The organism is Bacillus cereus (assembly GCF_002564555.1).
GTDB classification, from domain to species: domain Bacteria; phylum Bacillota; class Bacilli; order Bacillales; family Bacillaceae_G; genus Bacillus_A; species Bacillus_A cereus_K.
This window is the reverse complement of sequence record NZ_NUVD01000015.1, coordinates 64,815-79,452: the sequence shown is the minus strand read 5'-3', so window position 1 is coordinate 79,452 and position 14,638 is coordinate 64,815. Positions and strand designations below refer to the sequence as shown.

Sequence of the window (14,638 nt, the reverse complement as noted above, 5' to 3'; positions counted from 1 at the left end):
AGAGTTCTGCGTAAAGATATGAATTAATATGTAACAAATATCGGAAAATCCAACTATTTTATGAACAAAACATTTGTACTTCTTACTAATTCGTTCTAAAATGGTTATGGATGCTAAGTTCTTATAAAACGTTACAATTGTTGTTTGAAAGATACTGAGGTGATTTAACTGGAGTACAAATCTATTAAACCAAAAAAAATTTACGAAGAAGTATCTGAAGCTATTTTAACAATGATTAAAAATGGTACGTTAAAACCTGGTGACAAGCTACTTCCTGTTCATCAATTAGCAGAGCAGTTTCAAGTTGGTAGATCTGCGGTTCGTGAAGCACTAAGCGCGTTAAGAGCGATGGGCTTAATTGAAATGAAACAAGGAGAAGGTACATATGTAAAGAATTTCGACTCTTCTTCATTAACAAAATCATTAAATAATAGGTTATTAATGAAGAAAGAGGATATTTTGAATTTATTAGAAGTACGGAAGGTGCTTGAAGTGGGGGCAGTTCGAGCAGCGGCGGCAAAACGTACGGATGATAATTTGCAAAATATGAAGCATTGGTTAGATGAAATGGCAAAGAGCATTGGAGATGAAAAGGCTGGCGAAAAAGCAGACTTTCAGTTCCATATGGGAATTGCACAATCTTCGCATAATAACATCTTACTTGAGCTCATGAATCACGTTTCAGAGATGATTGCTGAAACAATTGGTGAATCAAGACGCATTATTTTATATGGTGAACAAACAACATCAGAACGACTTATAGAAGAGCATCAAGTTATATATGATGCGGTGTTAAAGCAAGATGTAGAATTAGCACAGCAAGCAATGCTAGATCATTTAACAAATGTAGAACATATTGTCACAGGTAAAAACGATATAAATTCGTAATTTAATCTTTTAAAATTTTAATTTTCTGATAAAATAGAGAGAGATTAAGTAAACGTTTTCTTTTGAAGAGGGAGAGGGTAGGTCATGGTTGAGCCTACTTCTTCTAGTCTTAGTCATCTGATGACCATATGATTGTTGGCGAAGTTGTAATAAGGGGGAATTATAGTTATGAAAGTTACTTTATTTGTTACTTGTTTAGTCGATATGTTTGAAACAAACGTCGGTAAAGCAACAGTTGAAGTATTGGAGCGTTTAGGTTGTGAAATTGAATTTCCAGAAGCACAAGTTTGTTGTGGTCAGCCTGCTTATAATAGCGGCCATGTAGAAGCAGCAAAAGAAGCGATGAAACATATGATTGAAACTTTCGAAGATGCGGAATATATCGTTACGCCATCTGGTTCTTGTGCGACAATGTTTCACGAGTATCCACATGTTTTTAAAGATGATCCAAAATGGGCTAAACGTGCACAAAAAGTGGCTGATAAAACATATGAATTTACACAATTTATTGTAGATGTTTTAAAAGTTACAGACGTTGGTGCAAGCTTACCTGGGATAGCTACTATTCATAAATCTTGTCATATGACACGTCTGCTTGGAGTAAAAGAAGCACCAGGGATTTTATTATCAAATGTAAAAGGATTAACTGTAAGAGAACTACCAAACGTGCAAAATTGTTGCGGATTTGGGGGAACGTTTTCAGTTAAGATGACACCTATTTCTGAGCAAATGGTAGATGAAAAAGTAGATAGTGTAATGGAAACAGGTGCTGATTATTTAATCGGTGCAGATTGTGGGTGTTTGTTAAACATTGGCGGACGTATTGAGCGTTTAGGAAAAGAAGTAAAAGTGATGCATATTGCTGAGGTACTGAATAGTCGCTCATGAAGGGGGAACATAAGCTATGTCTATGAAAATCAGTGAGAAAAAATTTAATGATCGCGTTGGCGATGGAATTCAAGATTCGTTTATGCGCGGAGCAGTATCTTCTGCACAAACGCGTTTATATACGAATCGCTTAAAAGCAGCGGACGAATTAGGAAACTGGGAAGAGTGGCGTGAACTAGGTGAACAAATTCGTCAACATACGTTAGAAAATCTTGATTATTACTTAATGCAGTTAAGTGAAAATGTATCAAAAAGAGGCGGACATGTTTACTTTGCGAAAACGAAAGAGGAAGCAGCAAAGTACATTCAAGACGTTGCGAAAAAGAAACAAGCAAAAAAAGTAGTGAAATCAAAGTCGATGGTAACAGAAGAAATTAGTATGAACCATGCACTTGAAGAAATTGGCTGTGAAGTGTTAGAAAGTGACTTAGGAGAGTATATCTTGCAAGTAGATAACGATCCACCTTCACATATTATTGCGCCTGCACTTCATAAAAATAGAACGCAAATTCGCGATGTGTTTAAAGAAAAGCTTGGATATGAAAATTCTGATGATCCATATGAAATGACAAAGTTTGTTCGTAAACAACTTCGTGAGAAATTTATGGATGCAGAAATTGGTGTAACAGGTTGTAACTTTGCTGTTGCAAATACGGGTTCTCTTTGTTTAGTAACGAATGAAGGTAATGCCGATCTTGTCATGTCAATTCCGAAAACACAAATTGCAGTAATGGGTATGGAACGTATGGTTCCGACAATGGAAGAATTAGATGTTTTAGTTGGTTTATTATGTCGTAGTGCGGTAGGTCAAAAGTTAACGAGCTATGTAACGGTAGCAGGACCTATTCAAGAAGAGGAAGTTGACGGACCAGAAGAGTTCCATTTAGTTGTTATTGATAATGGCCGCTCTCAAATTCTTGGATCGGAATTCCGTTCAGTATTGCAATGTATTCGTTGTGCTGCTTGTGTTAACGTATGCCCTGTATATCGTCACGTTGGTGGGCATTCATATGGTTCTATTTATTCAGGACCAATTGGTGCGGTATTAACACCACTTCTAGGTGGATATGACGATTACAAAGAGCTTCCTTATGCATCGAGTTTATGTGGAGCTTGTACAGAAGCTTGTCCAGTAAAGATTCCGTTACATGATTTATTATTAAAACATCGCCAAGTCATTGTTGAGCAAGAAGGACGTGCGCCGCTAGCAGAGAAACTAGCGATGAAAATGTTTAGTATGGGCGCATCTTCAGCAGCTTTATATAAAATGGGATCAAAAATGGCTCCAGCAGCAATGAGTCCATTTACATCTGGTAATCGTGTATCAAAAGGTGTTGGGCCACTTAAAAACTGGACGGACATTCGTGAATTCCCAGCTCCAAGTAAAGAACGATTCCGTGATTGGTATAAAGATCATAAGAAAGGCGGCGATAAATAATGGCAGGATTAATTCAAAACCGTGATGCCTTTCTAGACAATATCGCAAAAGAACTTGGGCGAGAGCGTAAGACAGAAGGTGTTGAGCGTCCAGAATGGAAAAGTAATGTGAATATAGAAACGTTAAAAGATTATTCACAAGAAGAATTATTAGAAGTATTTAAAAAGCAATGCACAAACATTCATACAACTGTAGTCGAAACGACAAATGACTGTTTACGTGAAGATATACAAAAAGTAATTATGGAAAACGGCGGCGGACCTATTTTATTATCAGCAGATGAGCGTTTTGATGCATACGGTTTAACATCTTTATTTAAAGAAGAACTTCCAAAGCATGATATTGAAGTAAACGTATGGGATCCAGAAAGAAAAGAAGAAAATATGCATTTAGCTGAAAAAGCGAATATCGGTATTGCATTTAGTGATTATACACTAGCTGAATCCGGTACAATTGTTGTACAAAGTCATAAAGGGCAAGGACGTTCTTTACATTTCTTACCGACTGTATACTTTGCTATTATTCCACGTGAAACACTTGTGCCTCGTATTACGCAAGCAGTTCAGGATATGAACTCACGTGTAGAAAATGGTGAAGCAGTGGCATCTTGTATTAACTTTATTACAGGACCAAGTAACTCGGCTGATATTGAAATGAATCTTGTTGTCGGAGTACACGGACCATTAAAAGCAGTATATTTCATCGTATAAAAAAGGGGAAGCAGGCCGGAAAACGGCCTGCTTTTTTAGTAGAATAAAGGATAATATGAAGTAGAAGTTCTCTCCTTTTTTTGTTATGTTCTTTTGGAAAGGAGAGGAAGGGATGTTCACTTATTTATATGCACTGTTAGTAGGTATGGTGTTTGGTTCATTTTTTATGGTAATCGCAATGAGAGTTCCTATAGGTGAATCTATTATTATACCGCGTTCGCATTGTCATTATTGTAAGTGTGTGCTAAAGCCAAAAGAACTGATTCCAGTCATTTCATTTTGTATACAAAGAGGGCGCTGTACGAATTGTAAGGAGAAAATACCGATTATGTACGTAGTATTTGAATTGATAACAGGGAGTATATTTCTTCTCACCGTATATATGATTGGAATGGAACGAGAGCTTACCATCATTTTATCGCTTTTTTCGCTACTTCTTATTATCTCAGTTACAGATTACATATATATGTTAATTCCGAATCGCATTTTAATTTGGTTTGCTTTGTTGCTTACTATAGAATGTATTTTTGTGCCGTTAGTTACTTGGATAGACAGTATAGTTGGTAGTGGAATTATATTCATTTTGTTATATTGCATGCAAAAGATATATCCAGAGGGTCTTGGCGGAGGAGATGTAAAATTACTTTCGTTACTAGGGTTTATAGTGGGAGTGAAAGGGATTTTTATGATTTTATTATTAGCTTCTTGTTTTAGTCTTTGCTTTTTCGGGGTGGGTATCGTATTAAAACGTATAGAGACAAGAAAGCCCATTCCGTTTGGACCTTTTATTAGTTTTGGAGCAATATGTTATGTATTAGTTGTGTATTCAAAATAGAGGAGAATTAGAAAATGAATGTGTATATGGATGATCAAAGAAGTTGTCCGTTCGGATATGTATTGGCGACTACAGTAGAATCTGCAATACAAATCGTTAGGGATTGTGAGGTGACTATTCTTTCCCTTGATTTTAATATGGGATGGCGGCAAAGCAACGGGCTTGATTTCGTAGATGCTTTTTGTGAAGAGGGATTATACGTTAAGGAAATTCACTTTCATACAAATGATGTCATTGGTATGCATAAGATGAGACAAAGGATAGAAAGAGGGAAAGAACAAGGGGAAATTGAAGCCCATATTATTGTGAAATATGTGGGGAGCTAAAAACTCCAAAGTAAAACTTTGGAGTTTTTAATGTTTCATATGTGCTTGTAAAGGGATAATCTCTTCTTTTTGAGCTGCTGCAATTTCAGTTTCTTCTTCTTTCGCATCAGGTGCTTTCTTTGTTAAGTAATGATAAACCATACCTACAAATACGGACCCGCCAATAATGTTACCAATTGTAACTGGAATTAAGTTATGAATAGCGCCCGCGAAAGTAATTGTATCAGGATGTGGTGATACTAAAGATAAGGCAAACAATGATAAGTTTGCGATGCTATGCTCGTAACCAGATAAGAAGAATGTGAAAACAAGCATCATTATCATCATTATTTTTGCTGTATCACCTTTTACTTGAGATGGTAAGAAGCAAGCAAGACAGACAAGCCAGTTACATAAAATCGCTTTAAAGAATAATTGCATTGTAGGTGTGTTCATTTTTCCTGCAACGACTGTATTCATTAAATGACTGTGATCGATTGCTCCGAAAATGCCAGTTGCGTAAAATAGTAAGGCAAAGAATAAAGCGCCAGCTAAGTTACCTGCATAACAAGCAACCCAGTTGCGAAGTGTATCAGAAATAGTTGTTTCTTTTCTTAAAGTTGCCACTGTAAAGTACATTGTATTGCCAGTAAACAATTCAGCCCCGCCATATATAATAAGTACGAGAGCAATTCCGAAAAACATGGACTCAGCTAAATAGGTTGCTGGTGAATCTGCAATGTGAAAAAAGTTACCTAATTTAAAACATAGTACAATAATAAAACCGATATAAATACCAGCAAGTGCAGCACGAATGAAATATTGCATTGGGTTTTTATCTAGCATTTGTTTTTTGCTCTTAGCCAGTTTTACAACATAATCTAATCCTTGTTCTAGCATGAGTAATACGCTCCTTTAGTACATCATCTATAAATACTCCTTATATGAATAAAGTACATGGAATTGTTCACAGTTTCAATAAGTTTGTTCAATGTTTCACAAAAAGGACATACATAGATAAAGAAAGCGGTTACAAAAGGTAGTATAATGGAATTTTTTCTGAAAATAGAGAGGGAATTGTAAAAAAAGAAAAAGCGCTGTAATTACAGCGCTTTTTCGTCTAAATTCTTTTCTACTTTTACTTCTACCTCTTTCGAGAAGAACCAACCGCAAACTGCGATTCCAACTAATACGCCCCAGAATGTAAGCTTCCATGGAGTAGATTCTGGGAATGAGTGTGGAAGGACACCTAAAGCAGGGTGTGCTAGCGTATAAACTGCTAATTTCACACCAACCCAACCTACAATTAAGAATGCTGCAGTTTCAAGTCCTGGTTTACGTTTTAATATTTGTACGAAAGCAGATGCTGCAAATCGCATAATAACTAATCCGATAAGTCCACCTGTAAAGATAACGATAAATTGACCTGTATCAAGACTACCAATCGTACCTAACCCTGTTTTCGGTAAAGTCATTGCTAATGCAACAGCAGCTAAAATTGAATCAACTGCGAAGGCGATATCAGCAACTTCGACTTTAAATACAGTCCACCAAAAGTTTTCTTGTTTTTTCTCTGTTTCTGTTTCTTCTGTTTCTTCAGGTGCATTCTTTTTAACATACGTTTTAAATAAATGATTCCCCGCGATAAACATAAGATAAATCGCACCAATTGCTTGCACTTGCCATACATCGACTAGGAACGAGATCATAAATAACGATCCGAATCGGAAAACAAATGCCCCCGCTAATCCATAAAATAGTGCTTTCTTTCGTTTTTCTTCTGGTAAATGTTTTACCATAATTGCAAGAACGAGCGCGTTATCAGCCGCTAAAATCCCCTCTAGTGCAATTAGGATGAGTAATACCCAACCATACTCCAATAATAATGATACATCCATGTACATTCTCCTCTCATTTCTCTAAGTACTAAACAAGTGAAGAAATTCCCCATTGTTTAGCTTCCCCATACTCCTGCGCATCAACGGTGGAAGGATTTGGTGAAAACAAAAAAGACCTCTGCCGTTGATAGGCAAAGGTCTTGCTAGACATATGTAATAAAAATGCCAACAAAGCCGGAAGAACTAAGTTCTACGTAATGACGACTTTGTTTCCAAGAAATATTCTTGGACGCTACTCCCCTTTGGAGATATGCTATTGTACTCTCATTATATGGATAATTTATACGGTTGTCAACCTGTTAAAATATCTTCGCTCGGATATTTTATTTTCCGCTTTTTCTTACGTGCAAATGAAAAAGCTAATGTTAGGGGACCCATTTTTCCAAAAAACATCATAAAGATAATAATTGTTTTACCGATAATTGATAAGTGTGGCGTTAAGTTCATGCTGAGTCCAACAGTTCCAAATGCTGAAAATACTTCGAAAGCACTCATTAATAACGGAACTCGCTCAGTAATACTTAAAATTAATATTGAAAGAAAAATAAACGAAATTGAAATAATGGTAATTGTTAATGATTTAACAATGAGCGCATCTTTAATGGATTTTTTGAACACGACAATATCGTCTTGTTCTTGTAAAAATTTAAATACGCCTAAAAACATAATTAAAAAAGTCGTTAACTTAATCCCACCACCAGTTGAAGCACTACCAGCACCGATAAACATAAGAAGCATCATTAATAAAAGAGAGGGTTTTGATAATGCAGAGATATCAACAGTATTAAATCCGGCAGTGCGCGTCGAGATCGCTTGAAAATAAGCAGCCATTCCTTCTTCGAATGGTGTAAAACCTCTCATAGAAAGTGAATTATGGAACTCGAAAATAAAAATAAAAGCCGTAGCAATAATATTGACGATTAGAGTAGAAGAGAGCATAAGTTTTGAGTGTAAAGTAAGTTTTTTGAAATTCTTTTTTCTTTTTATATCTACGATTACTGTAAAACCAATCCCACCTAAAATAATGAGAGAGGAAATAACGAGGTTGACAAGAATGCTATGAGAATGGGACATTAAATTATCGCTCCAAACAGAAAAACCAGCATTGTTAAAGGCAGAGATCGAATGGAAAAAGCTATAATATATCCCTTTAGCAATTCCGTATTTTGGCACCCATTCGAAAGAGAGAAGCAAAGTAGCGATACATTCGACTGTAAAAGAGAATAGAAATAAAGCTTTTGCAAGACGAATGATTCCGCCAACATTTGTTTGGTTTAATGCTTGTTGTAACAAAATTCGGTTTTGAAGACCGATTTTTCTGCCGAGCATAATCGCAATTAAAACAGCAAAGCTCATAATGCCAAGTCCGCCAACTTGTATCAGGGTTAAAATGACACACTGTCCAAATAAAGTAAATACTTTTCCAGTGTCTACAACACCAAGCCCAGTAACGGTACAAGCAGAAACTGTTGTAAATAAGGCATCGAGCCATGAAATAGGCCTTGTTGTAGCAATAGGTAGTTTTAATAAGCATGTGCCGACAATTGATAACACAATAAAAGATAAAGTAAGAACACGGGGAGGACTCATGCTAATGTTAATCCGTTTCATGTCACATATCGTTCCTTTCAGTTTGCTCTTACTAGTATGTGAAAAAGCACTGTTATGTATGTTAAAAATAGAAAGAGGCAGAGAATATCTGCCTCTAAGCCATATGTTATAGTATTATCCACGTAATTGTTGTTGAGCTAAAGCAACAAGACGTTTTGTTACTTCACCGCCAACTGAACCGTTAGAACGAGATGCTGTATTAGAGCCTAAGCTAACACCGAATTCTTGTGCAATTTCATATTTAAATTGTTCAAGCGCTTGTTCTGCACCTGGAACTAGTAATTTGTTTGTTTTTACCATGTTGATACACATCCTTATGAGTAGTCCAGTTTAGCTAAGTACTTATCTAAGCTGGTAACGTTATTTTATGTGGAAATGACGTACTCATACGCGGAAGTAATCGGTGTGATTAGAAGTTCTTGGATAGAAAAAAGAGTAGCAAATTTGCTACTCTTTTTTCAGTATCGTCGCTGTACCTTCCACGACAATATCATCAGATTGGTTATAGATGTTTGTTTGCAATGTAATGATTTTTTTATCATCCCGTTTTTTTATGACTTCTGCCACTACACGAAGTGTATCGCCGATTTTGACAGGAGCGCGGAATGAAACGTTTTGAGATAAATAAATCGTGTTTTTGCCAGGGAGTTTCGTTCCAAGAATGGTAGAAATAAAACTGGAAACGAGCATGCCATGAGCAATACGCTCTTTAAACATTGTCGTTTTTGCAAACGAATCTAAAATATGAATGGGATTTACATCTCCAGTCAATTTTGCAAAATTGATAATGTCCTCATCCGTAATTTGTTTTGTTAATGACGCTTGATCACCGACTTGAATCTCATCATAACGAAGCTCCGGAACAGTTTGTGCTTCTTGAAATAGATTCATTTTGTCCTCCTTCTTTTCCATATCGAAAAATGCCAGCCATCTTGATGTAGTAGGAGGAAGAAAGAGTTTTGTTTGTGCTGCAGTTAGGTGCCACATTTTTCTTACTTGATGGAAGTAAATAGATTTTTTGAGTTTTCCTCGAACTGCTTTGCGAGTTCTAGTTGTTTGGACTTGAACTCTCCCAAAAAAACTTCTAACTGTTTTTGAACCTCTTCACGTTGCGACTGTTGTTGTTCGATAAAGTGTTTTGTTGTTTCTTCAAATTGACCGCTAGTTTGAGTAAGAATAGACAAAGATGTTTTCGTAGGAGAAACAGTAAGTTGGTGCATTTGAGTAGAAAGCTCATTCCATTTTTCCTGCCACTCGTTAATTTGATCATTTAAGGAGTTTCCAGTTAATTGCTTTACGTAATCTGTATATTGGTTATTGAACTGAGAAGTGAACTGTTGCAGTTCTTTTTCTAGTTCATCTACTCCTGATGTTAATTTATGCAAAGCATCTTGTTGTTGTTTTAACGTTTCTAAAGTAAGTTGCTCTAATTGTTTCCCAGCTGAAGAGAAGAGGGAAAGAGATTGAGACCAGTTTTTCCAAAATGCATCGACTAATTCGTATGGCTTAGTTTCCATTGTTTGAACCTCCAAATGTTTTTTTGCATATTGTGAACGCAGATTACTCTGCTGTACCACCAGGTGAAGATGAAGAATCCTTTTCATCCTTTTCTGGAGAAGTAGAAAATGGAAAGAATGCATTGGTGTATAACGTGAAAAACGTCCGCAACATATTTTGATAATGTTCAAAAGAAGTCGCACATGTTGTTAAATATTGCTCTCCATATTCTGTTAAAGAATAAATTCGTTTTGCTGGCCCTCCGTCGCTTGTATCCCAAGTAGAAGAAATAAGGTTTTCTTTTTCTAATTTGCGCAGTGTTCTATACACATTACCTTGGTCAACAGAGGAAAAGCCAATGTCCATTAGCATTTGAATAAGTTTGTAACCATGAAGACTCCAGTCTTTTAGACAGAGAAGTAAGAAAGGAACTAAGAAGTTTTTTGGCATGGAGTTTGGTTGTTTCGCTTGGTTTTTTTCCAAACTTTCTGGGTGTTCTGGTTCATTATGTAGCATGATTGTGCATCACCTCATGAATCAGTTAGATGGAATTTTTTGCTTATAAGTGCAATTTACACCTATCTGTTTTTAATGTCAATACATTTGTTGGAAAATAAAGAAAAATAAAATATAGACTTGAAGTTTTATTCAGAATATTAGAAAATAGTGAATAGGTTGAATTGTTTCAAAAACGAAAAAGGGAGTGTAGGTAAAGTGATTGATCAAAAATTCGATCCACTACAAGCATGGAAAAATGCTTATGAACAAACCGAAACATTTTGGGGAAAAGCGCTCAATGAAACAATTAAAACAGAAGAATATTCTGCTTGGATGGGTAGCGTTCTAGATTTGAATTTGTTTTATCAAAAAGCATTAAATGATACAACAAAGAACTATTTAGAACAAGTAAATGTACCGACAAAAGAGGATATTGCAAGAGTGGCTACACTTGTTATTAACTTGGAAAATAAAGTAGATAACATCGAGGAAGTTCTAGAAGAGAAAATGGATTCACTAGGACAAGCTCCTACATTAAAGCGTGATGTTACGAAAGTAAAACAAGATATGCGCACGTTAGAAACGAAAGTTGATCAAATTTTAGAATTGCTAGAAAAGCAAAATGCGGTACTAGCTAAACTGCAAGTGCCTGTAAAAGAAGAAGTAAAGCCGGCGAATAAGCCAGAAAATAAAAAATGATAAAAGCGTTTGTTTATAACGTGTACAAGAGAGAGGGAGAATCTCTTTTTCATGTATAAACAACGAAACATAATTAATATATGGACTCTATTCGTATGAGTACCAAAATGATTCATAACAATCGTTCACAAATTCATTTAAGGGGGAAAAGAAATGGTTCAATTAAATGGCAAAGTAGCAATCGTAACAGGTGGGGCAAAAGGAATTGGAAAAGCAATTACAGTAGCATTAGCACAAGAGGGCGCAAAAGTAGTTATTAACTATAACAGCAGCAAAGAAGCAGCTGAAAACTTAGTAAATGAATTAGGAAAAGAAGGACATGACGTTTATGCAGTTCAAGCGGATGTTTCTAAAGTAGAAGATGCAAACCGACTTGTAGAAGAAGCTGTGAATCATTTTGGTAAAGTTGATATTCTTGTTAATAACGCTGGTATTACAAGAGATCGTACATTCAAAAAGTTAAATCGTGAAGATTGGGAGCGCGTAATTGACGTGAACTTAAGCAGTGTATTCAATACGACAAGTGCGGTCCTTCCATACATATCGGAAGCTGAAGAAGGAAGAATCATTAGCATTTCTTCTATTATTGGCCAAGCTGGTGGATTTGGGCAAACAAACTACTCAGCAGCAAAAGCAGGGATGCTAGGGTTTACAAAATCATTAGCATTAGAACTTGCAAAAACAAATGTAACTGTAAACGCAATTTGCCCAGGATTTATTGATACTGAAATGGTAGCAGAAGTACCAGAAGAAGTGCGTCAAAAAATCGTTGCGAAAATCCCGAAAAAACGTTTTGGTCAAGCTGATGAAATTGCAAAAGGTGTAGTATACCTATGCCGTGACGGTGCGTATATCACAGGTCAGCAATTAAACATTAACGGCGGATTATACATGTAATGAAGTAAGAAAAAAAGTGCATATCCATAGCAGGAATGCACTTCTTTTTTAGAAAGAAATCGACCGAAAAGGAGATAGGAAAATGACTACATTCGTAACAGAATGGGAAAAGCAATTAGAGCTGTACCCAGAAGAGTACCGAAAAGCATACCGTCGTGTGAAAAGAGCGAGTGAAATTTTATTACGTGAACCAGAACCGCAAGTTGGCTTAACACCGAAAGAGGTTATTTGGACGAAGAATAAAACGAAGCTGTATCGTTATATTCCAAAACAAGAGAAAACACAGAGAGTTCCAATCTTATTAATATATGCTCTTATTAATAAGCCATATATTATGGATTTAACTCCAGGAAATAGTTTAGTGGAATATTTAGTAGATCGTGGTTTTGATGTGTATATGCTTGATTGGGGCACGTTTGGTTTAGAAGATAGTCATTTGAAATTTGATGATTTCGTGTTCGATTATATTGCGAAAGCAGTGAAAAAGGTAATGCGAACTGCAAAATCGGACGAGATTTCTTTACTTGGTTATTGTATGGGTGGAACGTTAACATCTATTTATGCAGCACTTCATCCGCACATGCCAATTCGTAATTTAATCTTCATGACAAGTCCTTTTGATTTTTCTGAAACAGGATTATATGGTCCGTTACTAGATGAAAAATATTTCAATTTAGATAAAGCGGTTGATACATTCGGAAATATTCCGCCAGAAATGATTGATTTCGGAAACAAGATGCTAAAACCAATTACAAACTTTGTTGGTCCATACGTTGCTTTAGTTGATCGTTCAGAAAATGAGCGCTTCGTCGAAAGTTGGAAATTAGTTCAAAAGTGGGTTGGCGATGGTATTCCATTCCCAGGTGAATCATATAGACAGTGGATTCGTGATTTTTATCAAAATAATAAATTGGTTAAGGGTGAACTCGTTATTCGCGGACAAAAGGTAGACCTTGCAAATATTAAGGCGAATGTCTTAAATATTTCCGCCAAACGTGATCATATTGCTCTGCCATGTCAAGTAGAAGCGTTACTTGATCATATTTCTAGCACAGATAAACAATACGTATGTTTACCGACAGGACATATGTCTATCGTTTACGGTGGAACAGCTGTAAAGCAAACATATCCGACGATTGGAAATTGGCTTGAAGAGCGTTCTAATTAAAAATAAAAAAATCCAACTAGCGCACGTTAGTTGGATTTTTTTATGGGGAATTACAAAACATAGAAAGGAGAAATTTACATTGTAGGAGTATAATTATGAAGCTTATAACTGGTAAGTTGTTTTGGAATACAGGAGTTTCTGTACCTTGTTATCCAACGCTAGAAAATGATATGATATGTGATGTGCTCGTAGTTGGAAGTGGAGAAGCAGGCGCTCATATAGCGTATGCGTTAGCGAAAATTGGAATGCGTGTTACGCTCATTGAAAAAAGAGCAATTGCATGTGGTAGTACAGCTGCCAATACAGGTTTATTACAATTTCTTCATGATAAATCGTTGACCTCTCTTATCCATACATTTGGCGAAGAGAAGGGGGCACGAGCATATAGACTTTGTTATGAAGCGCTCAGAACAATGGAGAAAGTTGTGCCAACTCTCGATATTGATCCTCATTTTATTCCGCGAAATAGTTTGTATTATGCAAGTAGAGATGAGGATATTTCATTTTTACAAGAAGAATATAATATGTTACGCCATTATGGATTTCCAGTTGAATACTTTACAGAGTCTGATATTAAGAAACGTTATTCATTTGCAAAACAAGCAGCGTTATATACAAGCGGTGATGCAGAAGTGAACCCATATTTATTAGCGCATAGTCTATTGCATAAAGCGAAACAAATGGGTGCTACTATTTATGAACATACAGAGGCACTACATATTAAACGAATCCAAAATGATTTAATTTGCTATACGAAAACAGGAAATCAAATTGTAGCAAAGAGTATTATTATGGCGACAGGTTATGAAGAAATATTTGGAAAAAAAGAGAAAAATACAACAGTAGAAACGTCTTATGCAGTTGCGACAAATGAGATAGATCATTTTGAAGGCTGGCATGAGCAATCATTAATTTGGGAAACAGCAAGGCCTTATTTGTATTTGCGAACGTATGAAAAACGTATCGTTATAGGTGGATTAGACGAAGCGATGCAAATTCAAACAATCGGTGATACGAAATTATTGCACAAGCGTGATATCCTTATTAACATTGTAAAAGAAATGTTCCCGCAGTATAAAAATATACAGGCAGAGTACTATTGGGCAGCAGCATTTGGTGGCAGTCATGATGGTCTCCCTATTTTAAAAGAAGATAAAAAAATACATAATTTATATTACGCACTGCCATATGGGGGAAATGGAACTGTGTATGGAATGGTATTTGCCAAATTATTTGAGCAGTTGTTTACAAATAAAGAAAGCGAAGATTTTTCTTTATTTAATCGATAGAAAAAAGGTAGCGAAGT

Annotated in this window: 17 protein-coding genes and 1 riboswitch; of the genes, 10 read left to right on the top strand and 7 right to left on the bottom strand. The window is 36.0% G+C overall.

Features of this window, described 5'->3' with window-relative positions:
• Positions 1–198: 198 nt before the first annotated feature.
• The 6 genes from COI75_RS07395 (at position 199) to COI75_RS07370 (ending at position 5,085) form a co-directional block, all read left to right on the top strand.
• Complete coding sequence (locus COI75_RS07395; protein WP_255265670.1) at positions 199–888, top strand: FadR/GntR family transcriptional regulator; 690 nt, start codon at positions 199–201, stop codon at positions 886–888.
• 168 nt (positions 889–1,056) lie between these two features.
• Positions 1,057–1,776 carry a (Fe-S)-binding protein gene (locus COI75_RS07390; protein WP_000869145.1) on the top strand — a complete coding sequence of 240 codons (720 nt, stop codon included), beginning with the start codon at positions 1,057–1,059 and terminating at the stop codon, positions 1,774–1,776.
• Positions 1,777–1,792: 16 nt separating this feature from the next.
• Positions 1,793–3,214 (top strand): LutB/LldF family L-lactate oxidation iron-sulfur protein, encoded by a 1,422-nt coding sequence (locus tag COI75_RS07385; protein ID WP_098448268.1) that lies wholly within the window; start codon positions 1,793–1,795, stop codon positions 3,212–3,214.
• On the top strand, positions 3,214–3,924 hold the full coding sequence (locus tag COI75_RS07380; protein WP_000907754.1) for a LutC/YkgG family protein: 711 nt from the start codon (positions 3,214–3,216) through the stop codon (positions 3,922–3,924). Before COI75_RS07385 ends, COI75_RS07380 begins: the two co-directional genes overlap by 1 nt.
• An 85-nt stretch (positions 3,925–4,009) precedes the next feature.
• Positions 4,010–4,759 carry a prepilin peptidase gene (locus COI75_RS07375; protein ID WP_141530789.1) on the top strand — a complete coding sequence of 250 codons (750 nt, stop codon included), beginning with the start codon at positions 4,010–4,012 and terminating at the stop codon, positions 4,757–4,759.
• Between the two features lie 14 nt (positions 4,760–4,773).
• On the top strand, positions 4,774–5,085 hold the full coding sequence (locus tag COI75_RS07370) for a cyclic-phosphate processing receiver domain-containing protein (RefSeq protein ID WP_001103757.1): 312 nt from the start codon (positions 4,774–4,776) through the stop codon (positions 5,083–5,085).
• A 27-nt stretch (positions 5,086–5,112) separates the two neighbouring features.
• Here the strand turns inward: COI75_RS07370 and COI75_RS07365 are convergent, their stop codons facing one another.
• The 7 genes from COI75_RS07365 to phaQ all read right to left on the bottom strand — a co-directional run bounded on the left by COI75_RS07365 (position 5,113) and on the right by phaQ (position 10,586).
• A complete protein-coding gene (locus tag COI75_RS07365; protein ID WP_000893040.1) occupies positions 5,113–5,964 on the bottom strand; it encodes a formate/nitrite transporter family protein in 852 nt (283 codons plus the stop codon).
• Positions 5,965–6,167: 203 nt separating this feature from the next.
• Positions 6,168–6,962 (bottom strand): TerC family protein, encoded by a 795-nt coding sequence (locus tag COI75_RS07360; protein ID WP_000383304.1) that lies wholly within the window; start codon positions 6,960–6,962, stop codon positions 6,168–6,170.
• Between the two features lie 90 nt (positions 6,963–7,052).
• Positions 7,053–7,215, bottom strand: a riboswitch (yybP-ykoY riboswitch).
• A 38-nt stretch (positions 7,216–7,253) separates the two neighbouring features.
• Positions 7,254–8,573, bottom strand: coding sequence for a TrkH family potassium uptake protein (locus COI75_RS07355; protein WP_000822348.1), 1,320 nt, complete (start codon positions 8,571–8,573; stop codon positions 7,254–7,256).
• 114 nt (positions 8,574–8,687) lie between these two features.
• On the bottom strand, positions 8,688–8,873 hold the full coding sequence (locus COI75_RS07350; RefSeq protein ID WP_000241212.1) for an alpha/beta-type small acid-soluble spore protein: 186 nt from the start codon (positions 8,871–8,873) through the stop codon (positions 8,688–8,690).
• A 147-nt stretch (positions 8,874–9,020) separates the two neighbouring features.
• On the bottom strand, positions 9,021–9,464 hold the full coding sequence (locus tag COI75_RS07345) for a MaoC family dehydratase (protein ID WP_001048215.1): 444 nt from the start codon (positions 9,462–9,464) through the stop codon (positions 9,021–9,023).
• Between the two features lie 101 nt (positions 9,465–9,565).
• Complete coding sequence (gene phaP, locus COI75_RS07340; protein WP_000448587.1) at positions 9,566–10,090, bottom strand: polyhydroxyalkanoic acid inclusion protein PhaP; 525 nt, start codon at positions 10,088–10,090, stop codon at positions 9,566–9,568.
• A 43-nt stretch (positions 10,091–10,133) separates the two neighbouring features.
• Positions 10,134–10,586 carry a poly-beta-hydroxybutyrate-responsive repressor gene (gene phaQ, locus COI75_RS07335; RefSeq protein WP_000903017.1) on the bottom strand — a complete coding sequence of 151 codons (453 nt, stop codon included), beginning with the start codon at positions 10,584–10,586 and terminating at the stop codon, positions 10,134–10,136.
• Positions 10,587–10,784: 198 nt separating this feature from the next.
• On the opposite strand from phaQ, the gene phaR reads away from it, so the two are divergent.
• The 4 genes from phaR (at position 10,785) to COI75_RS07315 (ending at position 14,621) form a co-directional block, all read left to right on the top strand.
• Positions 10,785–11,267, top strand: coding sequence for a polyhydroxyalkanoic acid synthase subunit PhaR (gene phaR / locus COI75_RS07330; RefSeq protein ID WP_000566951.1), 483 nt, complete (start codon positions 10,785–10,787; stop codon positions 11,265–11,267).
• A gap of 153 nt (positions 11,268–11,420) precedes the next feature.
• Positions 11,421–12,164, top strand: a complete 744-nt coding sequence (locus COI75_RS07325) for an acetoacetyl-CoA reductase (protein WP_000250411.1) — start codon at positions 11,421–11,423, stop codon at positions 12,162–12,164.
• A gap of 82 nt (positions 12,165–12,246) precedes the next feature.
• The gene (gene phaC, locus COI75_RS07320) at positions 12,247–13,332 is read left to right on the top strand and encodes a class III poly(R)-hydroxyalkanoic acid synthase subunit PhaC (protein WP_000206837.1); all 1,086 of its coding nucleotides are present in this window, start codon (positions 12,247–12,249) and stop codon (positions 13,330–13,332) included.
• 95 nt (positions 13,333–13,427) lie between these two features.
• A complete protein-coding gene (locus COI75_RS07315) occupies positions 13,428–14,621 on the top strand; it encodes an NAD(P)/FAD-dependent oxidoreductase (RefSeq protein WP_000767688.1) in 1,194 nt (397 codons plus the stop codon).
• The last annotated feature ends 17 nt before the right edge of the window (positions 14,622–14,638 follow it).